Here is a 19,870-nt window from a genome sequence, read left to right on the forward strand (position 1 = left end):
ACAAGGTGATGAAAAATATGACAACACAAAAAGCCACGATCCTTCTTTTGCTTGCTGCGTCTCTTCTCGCTTCGACCCCAGTTCATGCCGAATCGTCGGCCTCGGACTCTACAAATACAACTCTTCCTATAACCGAATCATCGGTTGATCCTGCAACCGGTTCAGTACCCGGGCCAGTATCCGTATCCGTCTATTTGGACGGACGCCAGCTGCAGCCCGAGACGAATCCGCTGCTCATAGACGGCACCGTGCTCATCCCGATGCGCGGACTGTTTGAAGCCCAGGGCGCTAAACTGACTTGGGAAGAAGCCAGTAAAACGGTCACCGCTACTAAAGATAACACGGAGCTTATCTATCGGATCGGCGAACAAACCGCACAATTGAATGGGAAAGCCCTGGACCTGACCGTTCCCGGACGGATTGAGAACGGTTATTCGCTGGTTCCCCTGCGTTTTGTCAGCGAAGCGCTCGGCAGCACGGTAAAATGGGAAGCCAACACAAAGACCGTTATGATCACTTCCCCTGACCCGATCAATTATGAAACCAGTATTCTATGGGGCGTCAACCTGCGCAGTGCGCCGGATGCGGAGAGTCCAGCCGCGGAGAATTTGCTGCCCGCCGGAGAGAAGGTCCACGTCGTTCGCGAAGTCTCCCCACTCTGGTTAGAAGTACGCACGCAGGATAACCGGACCGGCTTCATCTCGGCCAAGCCCAAATATACCGACTACTCCAGTACCGCATTGCGGGAGAAACAGGCGGATGAGCTCATCGCCTACGGCATGAAGTATCTGGGCACGCCATATGAGTTTGGCGCCTCGCCGACACAGACGCAAACCTTCGACTGCTCGTCGTTCGTCAAGCGCGTTTTCGGAGATACCCTATCGATTGAACTCCCACGAGTTTCTTACGACCAAGCCAAAGTTGGGAAAGAAGTCAGCCTGGATGATCTTCAAAAGGGGGATCTGCTGTTTTTCGATTCGCGGGGACTCGATATCGGTCACGTAGCCATGTATGCGGGTGACGGCCAACTGCTGCACACCTACTCCGTCAAATACGGCGTTCGTTTGGAGAATTTCTCCGACTCTTGGAAGAAGCGGTTTGTTACGGCTCGAAGAGTGCTAGAGTAACCTAGAAAGACTAACTGTTCAGTGAGGAAGAATCGTGTGGGAGGAACTGATTCTAAGGTTTTTACGAAAACCTGGTGGTTAGAGCTCGTACACAGGGGGCATCCCGGGAGAGATGATGGTTGTACAGACGCTAAGAGTGGATGTTACCTCGAGCGTCTCCCTATATAAAATTAAAAGAGGATTGGACGCATCCAATCCCCTTAAGTGTTAGCCGAAGCTTAACACCGCTATTAGTTATAATATATACTACCACAATTCCCCATATGCGTAAACAGCTAAACAAAATTTCCCAGAGCGCCTATCTTCCTTCTAAAATCCGAACCTACTATGGAGGTATATACCGGGATAGGGATCTTACTCCTTAAGATCTCTGACTCATTAACGAATGCTCTTATTAGCTTCCTTAAATCAGTTTTGGAGCTCCCTAACTTTTTTAATATAAAAACTACTATAACAATATAATCTACAATAGAATGAAAGGTAATGTTGTCTACCTTTGTTTCGTGCTGAAGGTACTCCTTCAATCTGGCCGGCGCATCCGCTTTACTAAATCTACAGTCAAAGACTACCCCGTTATGGGCTATTGCATTTCGCAAATCTTTGATCAAAAAGATAATATCCTCGAGGATTCTCCCATTTTGATTATGAGAAGTACTATGAATATCGAGGTCCTGAGCAATCAGAATGCGAGTATCAATGTTTAAACATTGTATAAAGAAGCCGAAAATCCCCAAGGTAATAACTTCAAAAATCGCCCAGAGCGGGATAGGTTCATTTTTATGAAAGAAATGTTGAATAACAGCTTTTTTATCTGAGAAGTTATAGCTAATGGAGCCATATATCTTATCTCTCAGATCTAATCTGCTCTTCATTTTTTTGTGATACTCCTTGCTTTTAACATCATGCTTTTTGTAATCATTCAAGAGATTAGAAAAAATGTACTCGAAATCAATCGGGCCGACTTGAACCAATCTTTCAAGGGTATAGTTTTTCAAAGCCGTTTCAATAAACATAATTTTAGAGTATAATAGCGACTTTAAATTTGAGTCATATTCATATACTGCCACCACTTCGTCGAAATGAGTATAGGATATTTTATTCGTATTATTTCCGACGAACCTATAGCCTTTGTAGCCATGGTAATAACCTATATTGAGCAGTTGCTGCTTATGCGTACTCCCCTGTATGGTAATTCCATGATTGTCACGCAAGTGCCGCATGAGACCATTGGTTGTTTTCCCTTGAACCATCCTATTTACACCTCAGTAAAAGACGAAATAATTTACACTAATAAGATTCTATCACAACCATTAAAATAAAATCTTAATTACCGTAAAATATTTACAGGAGTGAGCCGTTCGGATCTCCCTCTCACTTGGCCACCGTCTTAAAATACCGGTAAACCCGCTGCAGTTTCTGCTCATGCCGGCCCCGGGGGCTTTCCATCGATCCGAATTCAAAAAATTTAACCGGGCGGATGCCCACATATTGAAGCAGGGCCTTGCGCATCAACACTTTATGGGCGTTATTGAGCCAGTAAAGCGGGTACAGCGCAGGGCCTTTCATCGTTGAGACGCAGACGGCGGATTTCCCTTTCAACAGGCCCTCCGGAAGCAGCTTGCCGTTATCCCGGTAAGCAAAGCCGGAGGCAAACATTTTATCGATATACCCCAGCAGCATAGCCGGGGGGCGGCCCCACCAAATCGGATATACGAATACGATTTTGTCCGCCCATTGAATCTGCGCGCGGTATTTTTCCAAAGCCGGATCGGCATGCATATCCCGTCTGCGCTTCTGCTCATGGAACACGAGAACCGGATCAAACTCTTCCTCATACAAATCGAGCACCTGGACCGCTGAAATCGCAGGATTCTCGCGGCTGCCTTCCAGAACCTTTTGCAAAAAATCATAATTCAAGCTTCGATGATTCGGATATGTGTAGATCACTAGCAGGTTCATGAATGTCACTCCCTTTAGTTATCATTTGGTAAATATCTGTTATCTCCGATCATAAATGTAATGCTATTTACTTGTCAAATGATAATTGTTTTATGATAACAATCCTGTTATCTTGGGAGGGAGGTGATATCGTGGATAAGCATCAGCTATTCCGACAATTTGTCGGTTTTACGACAGCCGTGCATGAAGTGAAGCATGAAATGACCAAAGACGTGAAGACTGCGGACATTACGCCGGTGCAGTATGACATTCTGGAATATATCGCAGTCAGCCAGCCGGTCACCCTAAGCCAAATCAGCGATTGCCAGCATCTCTCCATGCCGAATGCGAGCCGGGAGATCCGGAAGCTTCAAGACAAAGCGCTCTGTGAAAAATATACTTCAGCGGAAGACCGCCGCGTGCAATATATCCGTCTGTCTCCTGAGGGGCAGGCTTTAATGGACAAGGCCTTTCAAGTGATCGAGAGCCGTTTTCTGGAGCGGATTGCGGGATTATCGGACGGTCAATTGGGCGAAATCAGCCGGGCGCTGGATGTCCTGCAAAGTCATGTCTTTTCTCAAAAACAATAAAAAGAACCTGTCCGGACCAGGTTCTTTTTGCTATCAGCGAAATTATTCTGACTTAAATAGTCGTTCAAATACAATGATATAGTCGGCTTATCGGCAGTGATATGCTTATAAAGTGTATTAAAATATTGGTATCCGTTAAATCTTTTTCCCATCATAAAGAGAGGTGTGCATCTATGGAACTTTTGTTATTATCGGAAGAATTAACCCGACAGTACTGCCGGAAAATTTTGATGCCTGAAGGGGCAACTGAAATCTTGGCGGACATCGCCAACAAAATAAACCGGGATCAGAAACTTTATGACATTTATACGGAGTTCTATAAGAATTATATCGACAGCGGGCACTGGACGACGACTTGGGATTCACCGCCTATGGATCCTTATGTAGAAGAAATCTTCGGAAAAGAAGCCTCGCTGTTCTATCTGCATGCCGCATTGCAAAGACTGCCTCTTACTGAACAAAGGTATGCCGAGCGAGGGCTGAGCGAACAATTATTGGTAGAAACCCTGAGCGACATCGGAGTATGGGTACAACACGCTTATAATTTATTAGGGCACTACGCCATTAGAAACTTCGGATGGATCTGGAGGCATCTTGAAGCCAGAATGTTCAGGCTGGGCGGGATACAATTTATGGCGACGGAATTTTCCGGAGTCGTTAAAGGCTTTTACAATGAGAATGAAAAATCATGTTTGTTCTTGTGCGGGGAAGGTATGGAGCTAAGAGCAAACGGCGATATGCAGGGAGTATGCAATAAAGAGAAGACGACCGATGGCTTTGTTACGGAATATCGGGAGACCGAAGATTATTTTATCGGGAATCCCATCACGCCTCTCGGCAAAGGCTTGAATAAGCAGGTTAAGCTCAAAAAGAAGGAATGGACCAAGGTGCTGGATAAAGGGGATACCGTGTTTGAGATCCACATTCCGAGAAACTCCCCTTTTGATATGGAGTCCATACAGGCCAACTACAAGCAAGCTAAAGAGTTCCATGCCGCCCATTTTCCGGAGATTGAGTCTAAAGGTATGGTATGTCACACCTGGTTATTTACTCCCCAGCTTCGGGAGATGCTGCCACCGACCAGCAATATCGTCAAATTCCAAAAGCAGTTTTACCTCTATCCGACTGCGGGTTCGGTGCGCTTTTTATGGAACTTTGTATTTAATGACTTGACCGAGTTAAAAGATGCCAAGCCCGACAACTCATTAAGGAAACAAGTTCTCCGTTATCTGGAGGAAGGTAAAGAGATATTTGATATGAACGGGATTTTTCTTGATATATGCGGGGATTTTGGAACCGTAACCTACGAAACGGAATAAGGAACAAAAAGAAAAACACCGGAGGAGCCAGCTAATGCTAATTGGTCCCTTCGGTGTTCTTTTATTCGGCATCAGGCGTTGAGCTTCTCCAGCAATCTCGGCTCATTAGTTTATTGATTCAGAATACTCTCTTCCAACATCGCCGATTTGTCTCCGTATTCCTTGATGATATGCCGCTCGCCCCAAGCGCACAGGGAATCGAGGATTCCTCGCAAACTCATGCCGTATTCGCTAAGCTCGTACTCGACCCTTGGCGGTACCTCATTGTAACTGATCCGGTTGACGATGCCGTCCTTCTCCAGCTCCCGGAGCTGCTGGGTCAGCATTTTCTGGGTAATGGCGGGCATGAGACGCTTCAAGTCGCTCGTTCTTTTCTTACCGTGCGTTAAATGGCAGAGGATGACGCATTTCCATTTTCCCCCGATGACTTCCAAAGTAGCCTCTACCGAGATGTTGTACTTCTTGTTCTTGTTGGCTACAGCCATGTTTTTGCCTCCCTATGATTATCCAATAGGCACTTTTTAGTACCTATATCACTTTAAAGTACGTACTGTTCAATGTTGTTTCAATACATGATAATAACACTTGCCGGCCGGCGAATACAACTTGGAGGAGTGGAACCTTGAATCTAGAAAAAAGACGCAGTACTCTTGCGCTTCTGGCTTTAGCCGTCAGTGCTTTTGCGATCGGCACCACCGAGTTCATCAGTGTAGGACTGCTCCCTCTGATCGCTGAAGACTTTCATATATCCGTTACGACCTCAGGTTTGACCGTAACATTGTACGCCCTGGGCGTGACCTTCGGTGCCCCGATTTTAACGTCCCTGACCTCCGGCGTTTCCCGAAAAACGCTGCTGTTAGGGATCATGATCGTTTTTATTGCCGGTAACAGCCTGGCTGCCGGTGCGGGAAGCATCGGCGTGCTGCTTGTCGCACGCATTGTATCCGCCTTGGCGCACGGCGTGTTTATGTCCATCGGATCGACGATTGCCGCCGACCTCGTCCCCGAAAACCGGAGAGCCAGCGCGATCGCGATCATGTTCTCCGGGCTAACGGTAGCGACCGTGACCGGCGTCCCGCTCGGAACCCTGATCGGCCAACAATGGGGCTGGCGTATGGCCTTCCTCGCGATCGTAGCGATCGGCGTGCTGGCGTTCATCGCCAACTTGGCCCTCGTCTCCGGGAACCTTCGCAAAGGAACGCCAACCCGGCTTCGCGATCAGCTTAACCTTGTTACCAACGGACGATTGCTGCTAGCTTTTTCCATTACTGCCTTGGGGTACGGCGGCACTTTTGTCGTCTTTACCTATTTATCCCCTTTGCTTCACGAGATAACCGGATTCAAGGAAGAAACGGCAGCCGTCATCCTTCTTATATACGGAATCGCCATTGCCATCGGCAATGTTATCGGAGGCAAGGCCGCCAACCGGAAGCCGGTAAAAGCCTTGTTCTATATGTTCGCGATTCAGACTCTCGTGCTGTTCATCCTGGCCTTTACTATTCCGTATAAGACGGCCGGGCTGATCACCATTTTCCTGATGGGATTGTTTGCTTTCATGAACGTTCCCGGCCTGCAAGTTTACGTCGTCCTGCTGGCTGAGCGCTTTGCGCCAAAAGCGAAGGACGTGGCTTCCGCGCTCAATATCGCGGCTTTCAATGCGGGTATTGCCATCGGTGCCTATCTGGGCGGAATCGTGACCGACCGTATCGGGCTTGTTCATACCACCTGGGTCGGAGCGGTCATGGTCCTTAGCGCCGTGTTCCTAACGGCTTGGGCACGTACCCTGGAGAAAAAGGACGTCGCCGGGACCACAGCGGCCACCCGCTCCATGAATCCCGCCCCGCAAAATGGGTAACTATAAAAAGAATTGTAGTTTCGAGAACTGAATTAACTAAATGAATAGGAGTTGGAATAAAGAATGATTAATCATTTACAAGATACGGTTACTTTGCACAACGGAGTAAAAATGCCCGGACTGGGTCTAGGGGTTTTTAAAGTCGAAGAAGGCCCTGAACTGATCCAAGCGGTAAAAGCCGCAGTGAAGCATGGCTACCGCAGTATCGATACAGCGGCAGTCTATCAAAATGAAGGCAGCGTGGGAGAGGCTATTGCCGAATTGTTCAAGGAGTCTACGGTCGCTAGAGAAGATCTGTTCGTTACCTCAAAAGTATGGAATGCCGATCTGGGTTATGAGTCCACCTTGGCCGCCTATGAGACAAGTTTGAACAAGCTCGGTCTGGACTACCTCGACCTGTATCTCATTCATTGGCCGGTAAAGGGCAAATATAAAGAAGCTTGGAGAGCGCTGGAAACCTTGTACCGCGACGGTCGGGTCAAAGCTATCGGCGTAAGCAACTTCCAGGTTCATCATCTTGAGGACCTAATGAAAGACGCAGAAATCAAACCTATGATCAACCAAGTGGAATTTCACCCTCGCCTGACGCAAAAAGAAGTTCGCGCATTTTGCCAGGAGCATGGCATTCAAATGGAGGCTTGGTCCCCGCTCATGCAGGGCGAGCTTTTGAATAACGAGGTATTGAAGGGCATCGCCGAAAAACACGGAAAATCCGTAGCCCAAATCATCCTGCGGTGGGATGTGCAGCATGGTGTCGTCACGATTCCAAAGTCTACGAAAGAGCAGCGGATTATCGAGAACGCGGCACTTTTCGACTTCGAGCTGACGGAAGACGATATGAACCAAATCGACGGTTTGAACGAAGACCGCCGGGTCGGTCCGGATCCGGACAACTTCGATTTTTAACCTGAATGAGCGCATAAAGAAGAACCTGGCCCCTCCCAGTGGAGTGAAGGCCAGGTTCTTCTTTTGTATATATTTCGCCGATTCTCCCGGCTTATTCCTGCGGCTCTCCGGCTGCTTCCCAGCGGGCGATTTCCTCCCGGACCCGCGGCGCCACCTCGGTGCCGAGCAGCTCGATGGACCGCATGACATCCTCATGGGGCATCGTACCGAGCGGGCAATGGAGCATAAAGCGGGTGATACCGACGTTCTTGCGCAAGTGGATAATCTTCTGCGCAACCGTCTCCGGGTCGCCGACGTACAGCGCCCCCTCCAGGCTTCGTGCGGCATCAAAGGAAGCGCGGCTGTAATGGCCCCAGCCCCGCTCCCGGCCGATCACATTCATCGCAGCCTGGGTCGACGGGAAGAACTTATCCGCTGCGGACGCCGTATCCTCGCCGACAAAGCCATGCGAATGCGAGGCCACCGGCAGCTTGGATACATCATGCCCGGCCTGGGCGGCAGCTTTCTTGTAAAGCTGCACCAGCGGAGCAAATTGCGTCGGCCGGCCGCCGATAATGGCGAGCACCAGCGGAAGGCCGAGCAATCCGGCGCGGATTACAGATTCCGTGTTCCCTCCGCTGCCGATCCACACCGGCAATGGATCCTGCACCGGACGCGGGTAGACGCCGAGATCCTGGATGGCCGGACGGTGGTTACCGCTCCAGGTAACCTTTTCCGATTCGCGTAGTCTCAGCAGCAGATCCAGCTTCTCTTCAAACAATTCCTCATAATCGTTCAGATCGTAGCCGAACAGTGGGAAGGATTCAATGAAGGACCCTCGCCCCGCCATAATTTCCGCCCGGCCGTTCGACAGCCCATCCAGGGTCGCGAAATCCTGAAACACGCGCACCGGATCGTCGGAAGATAATACGGTCACTGCGCTCGTCAAGCGAATCCACTTGGTCTGGGTGGCAGCGGCCGCCAGCACGAGCGTAGGCGACGAAGCCGCATAATCCTTCCGGTGGTGTTCCCCGACGCCGAATACGTCCAACCCTACCCGGTCGGCGAGAACGATTTCCTCGACGACTTCGCGAAGCCGCTGCGCGTGACTAATCGTCTCACCGGTTTGAACATCCGGTGTTGTCTCAACAAATGTGCTTATTCCTATTTCCATGGGCCGTTCCTCCCGAATTGTCATTTGGCTGCTTACTTTCCGTAACCAATGTCTTTATTTTGTACTTTTGAGACGGTTTTTTCAAGTTTACTGTGTTCTACTACGCGCGCCCGCTTCATTCTGGTGCAGTTGTTGTGCCTTTACTTACTATGGCAGCCTTTTGGCTGACGAGTCACATTTAGTCCATTTGGAAGCTCGCCAACCATAGATCGAAACTTCTAACGGACACCAGAGCCGTTATCTCCTCCAAATTCGCTGTTTTGAAAATCTAACGGACACAGCAGACCTTATTCGGAGAAAAAGAGACTCTGCGTGGCAATAATTACCCTAATAAGAGCTGTGGTGTCCGTTAGAAATCAAAACCGGCTTAAATCGCCCAAATAACGGCCGCTTTGTCCGTTAGAATAGATAAAAACCCGGCGAGACCGATGCGGAGGCCTTCCCGCCATCCGTTCACAATGACGCCCCTCCTCTCATCTCCATAAAGCATGCTGCACTCGCCCGCACCGCCTTCAAATACTCGGACAATCCAATCGCTCCCAAGTCACCATCTGATATACTTCTCCTAAATCGGCTATAATTTAGTTCAGATGAACAATATAAATGGCAGGTTATCCATTCCGAACCAGCATGACTAATTCAAACAGAAGGAGGGCCTCCGTTGTTTCAACTTTCCGAGAAACAGGCTCAGGAAATCGTGGATAAGATGATGAAAGACATCCCATATAGCATTAATATTATGAACGATCAAGGCGTCATCGTCGGCAGCGGTAAAAAGGAGAGGATCGGCACGGTCCATCCCGGAGCGGTAAAGGCTTTGTCTACGGGGAAAATGGTCGAGGTATGGAAAGACGGGCGTTTTGAAAAGAAGGGCACCAACGAGCCCATCGTCATTGACGAGGAGCGCGTGGGCGTAATCGGTATCTCCGGCAACCCGGACGAAGTACGCCCGTTTTGCAATATTGTAAGAACCACAGTGGCGCTTCTGATCGAGCAAAAGACCGCCCTTGAGAATTTGGCTCACGAGGCTAATCGTAAAAAAGCTTTCCTGGAACTGCTGCTGAGCCATCACGGCGCCTATTCCCAAAAGTTAAAAAAGGAAGCCGCCGCTTATAAAATCGACTTGCTGCTAAAAACCGCCGTGCTTTGCCTGAAGCACCTTGATTTGAACAACGAAGCCTCCAGGCTATTGCTGCCGTATCCTTCTTTTCGCATGGAACAGGATTATGATCTGCTTCTAATCCAAAATCCGGCCGAGGTGGACAAGCTCATCAAGCAATTGACCAAAAGCCAACCAGGCCTGCTGATTTCCATCGGCAACGTGGAGGCGAGCATTTCGGAAAGTTTCCGCCAGGCCAAATCCGCCATGAATGTAATGCTCGCCTTAAAGCCGCCCTCACAGGTTATCCGTTACGAAGAGGCGGCCTTCCTGGTCAGACTGAGTCAAGCCAATCTGGCCCCGAATCAGAACGTTGTCGGCAAATTGGAGGATGCATTTGACCTGATGGAAACGTTAAGAAGCTTTATTCATAATAACTGCAGTATCTCCACTACGGCCGATGAATTGAATATCCACCGCAATACGTTGCAATACCGCCTTAAGCGGATTCAGGTGCTGACCGGCAAAGATCCCCGGAACCTGCTGCAGCTATTCGAACTCACCCACGGCTTGCTATCGCTGTACAAATAAAGGGGCTCCGAAGAGGGCCCAAAGAGACACCAAAGCGGACCCGGGAAAAAGCTCCCCCGGGTCCGCATCCCAATCTCTATTCGTTAAACTTAAGCACTCTGGCAATATTCTCGCAGGTGCGCTCCACATTTTCCGGCCCTTCGGCCAACAGCTTATCGAGCTCAGCCGCTCCGGGGACTATGCCGAATACCGCATCGATCCCTTCCGCATAAAGCGTATCAATTCCCTCGCCGATATAACCGGCTACAGCTATGACCTTCTTGCCTTCCTCTTTTGCCGCCTTGGCTACTCCATAAGGGGTTTTGCCGAACTTCGTCTGGAAGTCGATGCCGCCTTCTCCGGTGAACACTAGATCCGCCTCAGCCACTTTTTGCTTTAAGCCAGTATACTCGATGACAATTTCGATGCCCTTCTGGAGCACGGCCTGCGTAAAGATCAGCAGCCCTGCGCCCAAACCGCCGGCAGCCCCTGCACCTGGGACGTCCCTCACATCTTTGCCCAGCTGCCGCTTCACGATATCGGCGTAATGCCCGAGCGCCGCGTCCAGATGCAACACCATTTCCGGCGTGGCTCCTTTTTGCGGACCGAACACATGGGATGCTCCGGTTTCACCGCAGAGCGGGTTCGTCACATCGCAGGCCACAATCAGGTCTACCTGCTGCAGCCGTGGATCAAGGGAAGATACATCGATCCGCGCCAGTTGATCCAGGCTGCCTCCGCCGCGGGGAAGCGTATTCCCCTCCGCATCGAGGAATTTAGCGCCAAGCGCCTCGGCCATCCCTGTGCCTCCATCATTCGTAGCACTTCCGCCGATACCGATAATGATCTTCTTGATACCCTTGTCCATACATGCCCGAATTAATTCCCCCGTGCCGTAGGTCGTTGTAATGAGCGGATTTTTGGTCTCCTTCGTCACGTAATGAATCCCGCTGGCCGAAGCCATTTCGATCGCCGCGGTCGTCCCGTCACCGAGAATGCCGTACTTTGCCGTGACCGGCTGGCCCAGCGGGCCCATGACCTCCTGTTCGAAGAGCTGTCCGCCGGACGCATCCACCAGCGATTGTACCGTCCCCTCTCCACCGTCCGCCATCGGCACATGAATATAGTTTGCAGACGGGTATACCCGGCGCAGACCCTTTTCCATAGCTACGCACACTTCTTTGGCCGTCATGCTCTCTTTAAAAGAATCCGGTGCCAGCACAAATGTCTTCTCTCCCATGTTCTCACCCCATATAGAATCTATGATCTATTAATATATTTAGAAGAAAAATCCGTAGATTAACGTCGCAACAATCGCCATCGTTCCGCCGACTATAGCCTCGTAAGGAATGAGGCCCATCCGCTGCTTAATGGTCATTTTCATGGCGCCCGCCGTCACGTGGAAGTAGTTGCCTTGCGGCAAGGAGTCAATCACGGTAGCACCTGTGTGAACCATGACGGCCGCTGCCAGCGGAGCCGTTCCCATGTCCAGAATGGCCTGACCAAATGAGCCTGTTGCCAAAATAACGCCTGTCGAGGTTGAAGCTGTGGCCGCTGCCATCAAGATACCGGCAATCGGTGCCAGGAATGTGCCGGAAATCCCGGATGCTTCGATCAGACCCACCACCTGCGTGGACAGGTCGGAAGCGGAAATCAGCCCGGCAATCCCGCCCGCACCGATCAGGATCAATACAGTGGCCGTCATTTTATTCAAACCGGAAGCGGTATACTCCAGAAACTTCTTGCTTTGACCCATGGCTAGCATGCCTACGATACCGGCGATCGGCAGAATGTACATGGCATCCACTTTGAACTTGGCCAAAGCGTCGATGCCGGAGATTGAACCGATCGGGTTGATCATGAGCAGGATAACCGCTACGAGCGGAGCGACGATCGCTTTCCCGAGCGACGGATATTTCGAAGTGTCGGTCTCATGGTCTACTGCTTCTTCGTCCGTCACCTTCACTCCTTTATTTTTCAGGAGAGAAGCGACGATCACTGTGACGATAAGTCCGCAAATTGCCGGAATGACACCGGCCAGCATGACATTGCTCAAATCCAGATTAAATCCCCGTGCCGCCGCAATCGTATTCGGATTGGGAGATATAATATTCCCCGCCTTACCGCCGCCGGACAATGCCAGAAGCAGAGCAACCTTGGAGATTCCCATCTTGTTCCCTACCGAGAGCGCAATCGGCGCTACGATCAACACGGCGACTGGAATGAACACGCCCACCGCAGTAATGATCATGGTTGCCAAGGCCAGCGCGAGAATCGCTTTGCTGCCGCCGAATTTTTTAACGATGGCCTGGGCAATCGTCTCAGCCGCCCCCGATTCCATCATCACCCCGGCCAGCACACCCGCTGCCAGAACCCGCAGAACCGTCCCCATCACGCTTTGCGTCCCGCTGACCAGTACGCTAACAGTTTGTTCCAAATTGGCGCCGCCAATTAAAGCGCCTACAATTGCTCCAAGAAATAAAGCGTATACAGGATTTAATTTTCTTAATATCAGAATGATTGCAATCGCCAGACCCGCCAACGCGCCAATCCAACTAATCGTTAATCCTTCCATCTGTCTTACCCCCCAAGCTAATGTTGAATACGCTTTCATTATATAATCCGTCCCGTTAAAAAAATATTGATAGAGGGACGAAATGTATTGTGCACTTGCACAAAGCCTCGTGGGGTGCCGTTGAAATCGGATACATAAATGTGGGACAATAAGGGCGGAACGCACTTGATTCTCACTATTGGGAGGTTTACATACGATGAAGACCCAGAAACTCGGAACCAGCAATCTGGAAGTGCCTGTAGTCGCAGTCGGCTGCATGCGGCTGAACTCATTGGATACAACGGAGGCCGAGCGCTTCGTTCAAACTGCACTTGAGGAAGGTGCCAACTTCTTCGATCATGCGGATATCTATGGCGGAGGCTCTTGCGAGGAGATCTTTGCCGAAGCGATTCATATGAACAGCTCGATCCGCGAAAAGATCATGCTTCAATCCAAATGCGGTATTCGCCAAGGCATGTTTGATTTCTCCAAGGAGCATATCCTGAATTCGGTCGACGGAATTTTGAAGCGCCTGAACACGGAATACCTGGATGTCCTCTTGCTGCACCGCCCGGATGCCCTCGTCGAACCGGAGGAAGTCGCGGAAGCGTTCGATCAGCTTGAGGCTTCGGGGAAAGTCCGCCACTTCGGCGTATCCAACCAAAACCCGATGCAAATTCAATTGCTGCAAAAATACGTGAAGCAGCCGCTCGTTGCGAACCAACTGCAATTGAGCATCACCAACGCCAACATGATTTCCGCAGGCATCAACGTCAACATGGAGAATGAAGCCGCCGTGAACCGCGATGGAAGCATCCTCGATTTCTGCCGCCTGCACGACATCACGATTCAGCCATGGTCGCCTTTCCAATACGGCTTCTTCGAAGGCGTCTTCCTCGGCAGCGAGAAATTCCCTGAGCTGAACCAGGTTATCGACGAGATTGCAGCCGCCTACGGCGTCAGCAACACGACCATTGCCATCGCCTGGCTCTTGAGACACCCTGCGCATATGCAGCCGATCATCGGCACAATGAATATCGATCGGCTCAAGGACTGCATTCGCGCCGGAGAGATTTCACTCACCCGGGAAGAGTGGTACGGCATTTATCGTGCCGCGGGAAATGTACTGCCGTAAATTGCTATATATAATGTACAGAAGAAGGGGCCTGATTATTCAGGCCCCTTCTTTATTACTATCCTATTCCAGTATAGATTTCTTCGCCGTCTCCAGTGCGGAGATCACTTTATCGCACCAGGCGTCGAACTCCGGATCCTCTACTTGATGCTCCTTGTGGGCGAGAATGTACTGAATCGTTTGCTTGATCCCTTGATCTACCCGTGTAGTTGCGACAAAATCCGGCACCAGACGCTTCAGCTTTGAATTGTCGAATACAACGGTGTTGGATTTATCCCCCAGCAATCCTCCCTCCAGATCGTCCTTGCTGCAAGCCGCCAGGAATTCGGATGAAACATGAACCGCGTTTAGCTTCACGCCGAGGGCGTCCGCAATCACTTCATAGATCTGGTTCCAGGTTACACTCTCATCCGACGTGATATGAATCGATTCGCCGATGGCGTGAATATTGCCCATTAATCCGATGAAGCCCTTGGCAAAGTCGCTGTTGTGCGTCAGGGTCCACAAGGAGGTTCCATCACCATGAATAATGACCGGTTTATTCTCCAGCATTCGTTTGGCCACCTGCCAGGATCCCTTGCTCCCGTGAACGCCCAGTGGAATGGACCGCTCGTCATACGTATGGCTCGGTCTGATGATCGTAACCGGAAAACCGTGCTCCCGATACTGTTTCATCAAATATTCTTCACAGGCGATTTTATTCCGGGAATATCCCCAGTATGGATTTGAGAGAGGAGTTCCCTCTGTAATTCTATAATCGGTCAAAGGAGTCTGATAAGCCGACGCCGAGCTGATGAACATGAACTGCTTCGTTTTTCCGTTAAACAACCGGTAATCCCGTTCCAGCTGCGCCGGTTCAAAAGCGATGAAGTCGGCAACCACATCGAACGTATGGTTCTCAAGAAGCTTGGCTACTTTCGCCTCGTCATTAATATCCGCTTGAATCGTTTGAACCCCGGCCGGCAAGCTTTTGTTCCGGTTCCCCCGGTTCAGTAGATAAAGCTCGCAGCCACTCTCCGCCAGCTGTCTTGTTATGGCTGAACTGATAATTCCCGTTCCCCCGATAAATAGCGCTTTCATTTTATCCGCCTCCTAGTCGTTAGAACTCTAAGTAATCCTGATATAGGCCGTCATGCTAATGATAATACGGGAGTTCGGATAAGACAAATGCAGCTTCTTTTCATTCCAAATTGTAAGAATTGTAAAATATTATCCCTATTTTAGTTAAATTTTCCCCTTCTCAATTAACTATATTACTTCCATGATTAAATTGGTGAACTTTATGTGAATATTCACCAGTCCGTAGAAAAGGAGGATGATGATACTTCGATTCGAAGCTTTAAAGAATAAATGCGGGGGGATTGATACTCTACGCCACTAAAGAAACGCATCCCTGATAACTTTGATTTCGAGTAAGCTGGTTGCTGCAAGTCATCCATACCGTTTTTGAAAGATTGCGATTGACGTAAGCAGAGTCGTTACGGTCAACACATCATTTCATAACCCGATGACCCCTATTCAACGGCATTTTGAAGAGCTATCGAAATTTATAATTATACAGAGGTGAAAACGTTGAATCCATGGATCCCCAGGAAATGTCCGAAATGGATACTTTATTTTCTTATATTTGCAATGATTATTACACCGCTGTTTTCTTCATCCGCCAATGCGGCAGAGGATGCCACGCCTCCTCATTCAACCTCCATAGATCTCCCTGCAACTGTAACCGCTTCAACTTATGAAAACCAAGACCCTTTAGCTCCGCAAAACTTAAGGGTAGTGCCATCTTCGATTACATCGACTGAAGCCACAATAGAATGGGATTACGATCCCGAAAATCCGAATCACAAGCTTGATATCGATGTTTGGTACGCCAATAACGACGCCTATTATACTTGGGGAAACAGCGGCAGCCGGACCCTGGATAAATTGACCCCCAACACTACCTACCAACTTTATATTACGTGGCTGGAAAGACCTGCTCCGGAAGCTGAATTAAGACATAAAAGCAATGTTATAGAGTTTACGACTCTCGATGGACCGGAAGCACCCGTGAAAACTACAGGGCCTGCCAATCTCCGGCTTGTTGAAGCCACACATAACAAAGCAACGATAGAATGGGATTATCTCCCCGGTGATAAAAATAATATCGACATCTGGAATGCAGATACAGACGCCTGGATTACATGGGGAAATTTGACCACTCGTGTAGTCACCGGTCTGCAGCCGGAAACCACCTACAGAATTTATATTACCTGGGATGATCACAGACCTTCCAAAGAACTTAAGAGCAATATTCTCGAATTTAAAACTACCGCCGATTTGACCGAATACAAAGATGCTCCGCTGGCACCTCCAAGCTATCTCAAAATAACGGAGGTTACGGAAGATACGGTGACCCTGAACTGGGGATCCAGCCCTCGTGCGACCGGATACGATATTTATGTAAACGGAGCCTGGAAAGGCGGCACTTGGAGCAATACCGATACTACCAAAACCTATGGTCCACTGGAAACGGGCGAAACCTATACTTTCGAAGTTGGAGCACAAAATCCGGGAGTGGAGGATGTCTCCAAAAACAGCAATTCCGTTACGATTAAATGGGGAGAGCTTGCACAGCCTGAGGGCCTCCAAATTGTGACGTCAACCCGATCATCCGCCGCTTTAGGGTGGGCACCGGTCCCTGGCGCCACGAGCTATGACATTTACCAAGACGGCGTTAAAATCGGAACCAGTAATGAAAACCGCTATGTGGCCACAGGACTTACGGAGGGCACATCCTACCGTTATACCATCGTAGCCAACAACAGCTTATGGTCGTCTCCGGAAAGCGGAGAAATCACCGTAGTCCCAGGCAGTAATTATAATAACATTACCTATTACACTTCCTGGTCCGCCAGCACGACCGCACGGAATTTCCATCCGTCGGATATCGACGTATCCCAAATCACGCACATCAATTATGCGTTCGCGGATATTTGCTGGAAGAAATCCGGAAGTGCCGCAAGAGAGTGCCAAGATCCCGAAATCCCTTCCCAAGACCGTTACGTTTATGACGGTGAAATGATTATTGGCGACCCGGAATTTGACTTTACAAATTTCGCATCCCTGGTATCCATCCGGGAACAGAACCCGCATCTCAAACTGCTCATCTCCGTGGGCGGCTGGTCCTGGTCCAACAATTTCTCCAATATAGCGAAGACGGAAGAAACCCGGCGCACCTTTGCCGACTCCGCAGTGGAATTCCTGCGGGAGCATCAGTTGGATGGCCTCGATATCGACTGGGAATACCCGGTTGAGGGCGGAGAAGACGATAACGCAAGAGGACCGGAAGATACGGAGAACTTCCCGCTGCTGATGAAGACTGTCCGCGAAGCGCTGGATGCGGCAGGATCCGAGGACGGCAAGTACTATTTGCTGACGATCGCATCGGGCCAAGGAGACAACTTTGTCAAAAATGCGGATCTCGGAAACTCCGTGAGATATATCGATTTCATCAACATCATGACTTACGATTACAGCGGAAGCTGGGAAACCCTGGGCCATCACAATTCGCCTTTATTCTTTGATAAAGACCACCCTAGAGCTTCCACAACAGCACCAAGAAACAATGTGCTCGGCGGCTTGCTGGGTCATTTGAACGGCGGAGTCCCTCAGCAAAAACTGGTTGTAGGCGTACCGTTCTACGGTAAAGCCTGGGGCGGATGCCCGCCGAATGGCGAGTATCAAACCTGTGCCCGCGCCATCCCGGGAACTTGGGAGACCGGCATATTTGATTACACGGATATTGAGGATAATCTTCTGAATAAAGAAGGCTATGTCCGTTACTGGAACGAAGCGGCCAAAGTTGCTTATCTGTATAACGAAGAAACTCAGGACTTCATCACCTACAATGACAAAACTACGATGATGTATACCGCTTCCTTGGTGAAATCACTGGACATCGCAGGCGTAATGAGCTGGGATATTAGCGGCGACCGAAATCGGACGTTGACCACCCAGTTGGCGCAGGACCTGCCGACCGACGGGAGCATAAACCCATTGGCACTAGACGCGCCTGGTAACCTTACTTCCGGTTCCAAAACCGCGAACTCCATTCAAATCGGGTGGGATGCGGTTGCAGAGGCGGAAGAATATGAAGTCTATGTAAATGACGCTATGGCGGGAGTTACAACCGATACCAAGTACACAATTACTTCACTCGCTCCTAGTACGACGTACAAAATCCATCTGCTGGCGATCGATAAAGCGGAAGACGAAATCGTACAGGTATCCCCGGCATCGAGTAAACTGAGCGTTCAAACCTCGGCCGCTCCGAGTCCGGGCGGAAACGGTGGCGGATCGGGTGGATCGGGCGGTTCCGGAGGGTCTGGCGGTTCAAGTACGCCTGCTCCAACTCCGCAGCCTCCTAAGCCCGAAGGCCAGTTAGAGGCGAAAGTGACGCTGAGCGGAAATAAAGCCGTCGTCACCTTGCCTGCCGGCCCGGCTGCCATCCAGGCAATCAACAATTCAACTACGTTGAACTTCCAAATCTCTGCCGGAGACCAAGCGCAGCAAGCAGAGGTAGAAGTTCCGCAGGAAATCATAGCGGCTATTGCCAAAAAAGGCGCGGAGGCCAGCTTATCCATCCTTGTCGGCGGGAAAGAATACCGGATCCCGGCGGCATTGATTACCGGAGGCAAAGTCAAAATATCGATCCTTGCTCCGGCTGAAGCCGATCAGGCAGCCTTCTCGAAATTGCTGGGAAGCAAAAACGTATTGGCTGAACCGACCGTATTTAAAGTCGAAATTTCAAAACCGGATCAACCGGCAGAAGTCCTCGGGTCATTCGGAGCTTCTCCGGTAAGTGAATTTATTACCTTTGACGCTGGTAAGGTCAATGTGAAAAATCTGGCCGTCATCGTCTATATCCCGGGTACAAATGAAATCCGCCCTGTCCCTGTGCTGACTCGTGTGAATTCCGACGAGACGATCACCGTGGAAATCAAGAAAACAGGCAGCGGAATCTACGCCCTGATCGAATCCCCGGCTCCGGCCTTATCTGACGCCTGGTCTGCTTGGGCTAAAGAAGATGCTGCTCTGGCTGCAGCCAAAGGAATCATCAGCGGAGATAACGGAGGCAAGCTGAACACGACTCGTGCCGAGATCATTTCCATGATCGTGAGAGGCTTAGGCATCCTTCCGGATCCGGAGCATCCTTCCGCATTCTCGGATGTGGATCCAGGGTCGAAATTCGCCTCTGACATTAACGCCGCTTCCGCTCTGGGTCTTATCAATGGCAGAACGGACGGTACATTCGATCCTAATGGATTCGTCACCCGCCAGGAACTGGCCGTGATGCTGGCCCATGCCATGGAATATGCCGGACAGAAGAATGAGGCAGCCAGTTCCGTGCTGAATTCATTCAAAGACCAGTCTGCCGTAGCTTCCTTCGCTAAGGATGCCGTAGCTTGGATGGTGGATCAAAAGATCCTTCGCGGCATGTCGGGCAACGAGCTGGCACCGCAAGGAAACGTGACTCGCGAGCAAATCATCGTTACCGTGATGAGAATGCTCCGCGCACTGGAACTATCCAATTAATGCAGAAACAGCAAGCCCCGGTTGGGGCTTGCTGTTTTTACTTC

Annotated in this window: 15 protein-coding genes; 8 read left to right on the forward strand and 7 right to left on the reverse strand. The window is 50.1% G+C overall.

Going from position 1 to position 19,870, the window contains the following annotated elements; genetic code table 11:
- Positions 1-17: 17 nt before the first annotated feature.
- Positions 18-1,127 (forward strand): C40 family peptidase, encoded by a 1,110-nt coding sequence (locus NYE70_RS16620; protein WP_211023168.1) that lies wholly within the window; start codon positions 18-20, stop codon positions 1,125-1,127.
- Positions 1,128-1,402: 275 nt separating this feature from the next.
- Here the strand turns inward: NYE70_RS16620 and NYE70_RS16625 are convergent, their stop codons facing one another.
- Complete coding sequence (locus tag NYE70_RS16625) at positions 1,403-2,377, reverse strand: Abi family protein (protein WP_211023170.1); 975 nt, start codon at positions 2,375-2,377, stop codon at positions 1,403-1,405.
- A 121-nt stretch (positions 2,378-2,498) separates the two neighbouring features.
- Positions 2,499-3,086, reverse strand: a complete 588-nt coding sequence (locus tag NYE70_RS16630; protein ID WP_213653536.1) for an NAD(P)H-dependent oxidoreductase — start codon at positions 3,084-3,086, stop codon at positions 2,499-2,501.
- 131 nt (positions 3,087-3,217) lie between these two features.
- Between NYE70_RS16630 and NYE70_RS16635 the strand changes: the two genes are divergently transcribed.
- Entirely contained in the window at positions 3,218-3,655 is a 438-nt protein-coding gene (locus NYE70_RS16635; protein WP_213653535.1) for a MarR family winged helix-turn-helix transcriptional regulator, read from the forward strand.
- 173 nt (positions 3,656-3,828) lie between these two features.
- Entirely contained in the window at positions 3,829-4,974 is a 1,146-nt protein-coding gene (locus NYE70_RS16640) for an acyltransferase domain-containing protein (RefSeq protein WP_341046959.1), read from the forward strand.
- A 110-nt stretch (positions 4,975-5,084) separates the two neighbouring features.
- Here the strand turns inward: NYE70_RS16640 and NYE70_RS16645 are convergent, their stop codons facing one another.
- Positions 5,085-5,459, reverse strand: coding sequence for a winged helix-turn-helix transcriptional regulator (locus NYE70_RS16645; RefSeq protein WP_213653533.1), 375 nt, complete (start codon positions 5,457-5,459; stop codon positions 5,085-5,087).
- A gap of 137 nt (positions 5,460-5,596) precedes the next feature.
- Here NYE70_RS16645 and NYE70_RS16650 point away from each other — a divergent pair, with 137 nt between their 5' ends.
- Positions 5,597-6,829 (forward strand): MFS transporter, encoded by a 1,233-nt coding sequence (locus NYE70_RS16650; RefSeq protein ID WP_213653532.1) that lies wholly within the window; start codon positions 5,597-5,599, stop codon positions 6,827-6,829.
- A gap of 63 nt (positions 6,830-6,892) precedes the next feature.
- Positions 6,893-7,735 carry an aldo/keto reductase gene (locus tag NYE70_RS16655; RefSeq protein WP_341046960.1) on the forward strand — a complete coding sequence of 281 codons (843 nt, stop codon included), beginning with the start codon at positions 6,893-6,895 and terminating at the stop codon, positions 7,733-7,735.
- A gap of 91 nt (positions 7,736-7,826) precedes the next feature.
- On the opposite strand, the gene NYE70_RS16660 is transcribed toward NYE70_RS16655, so the two are convergent.
- Complete coding sequence (locus NYE70_RS16660; RefSeq protein WP_341046962.1) at positions 7,827-8,888, reverse strand: LLM class flavin-dependent oxidoreductase; 1,062 nt, start codon at positions 8,886-8,888, stop codon at positions 7,827-7,829.
- A 661-nt stretch (positions 8,889-9,549) separates the two neighbouring features.
- Here NYE70_RS16660 and NYE70_RS16665 point away from each other — a divergent pair.
- Positions 9,550-10,578, forward strand: a complete 1,029-nt coding sequence (locus NYE70_RS16665; protein WP_341046963.1) for a CdaR family transcriptional regulator — start codon at positions 9,550-9,552, stop codon at positions 10,576-10,578.
- Positions 10,579-10,654: 76 nt separating this feature from the next.
- Here the strand turns inward: NYE70_RS16665 and NYE70_RS16670 are convergent, their stop codons facing one another.
- Positions 10,655-11,797 carry a glycerate kinase gene (locus NYE70_RS16670; RefSeq protein WP_341046964.1) on the reverse strand — a complete coding sequence of 381 codons (1,143 nt, stop codon included), beginning with the start codon at positions 11,795-11,797 and terminating at the stop codon, positions 10,655-10,657.
- A gap of 39 nt (positions 11,798-11,836) precedes the next feature.
- Complete coding sequence (locus tag NYE70_RS16675) at positions 11,837-13,132, reverse strand: GntP family permease (RefSeq protein WP_290406789.1); 1,296 nt, start codon at positions 13,130-13,132, stop codon at positions 11,837-11,839.
- 196 nt (positions 13,133-13,328) lie between these two features.
- On the opposite strand from NYE70_RS16675, the gene NYE70_RS16680 reads away from it, so the two are divergent.
- On the forward strand, positions 13,329-14,246 hold the full coding sequence (locus NYE70_RS16680; protein ID WP_211024895.1) for an aldo/keto reductase: 918 nt from the start codon (positions 13,329-13,331) through the stop codon (positions 14,244-14,246).
- Positions 14,247-14,309: 63 nt separating this feature from the next.
- On the opposite strand, the gene NYE70_RS16685 is transcribed toward NYE70_RS16680, so the two are convergent.
- A complete protein-coding gene (locus NYE70_RS16685; protein WP_211024893.1) occupies positions 14,310-15,326 on the reverse strand; it encodes an SDR family oxidoreductase in 1,017 nt (338 codons plus the stop codon).
- Between the two features lie 552 nt (positions 15,327-15,878).
- Between NYE70_RS16685 and NYE70_RS16690 the strand changes: the two genes are divergently transcribed.
- The gene (locus NYE70_RS16690; protein WP_341046968.1) at positions 15,879-19,826 is read left to right on the forward strand and encodes a glycosyl hydrolase family 18 protein; all 3,948 of its coding nucleotides are present in this window, start codon (positions 15,879-15,881) and stop codon (positions 19,824-19,826) included.
- Positions 19,827-19,870 lie beyond the last annotated feature (44 nt).

Source organism: Paenibacillus sp. FSL R5-0407 (genome assembly GCF_038009185.1).
GTDB classification, from domain to species: Bacteria; Bacillota; Bacilli; order Paenibacillales; family Paenibacillaceae; genus Fontibacillus; species Fontibacillus vini.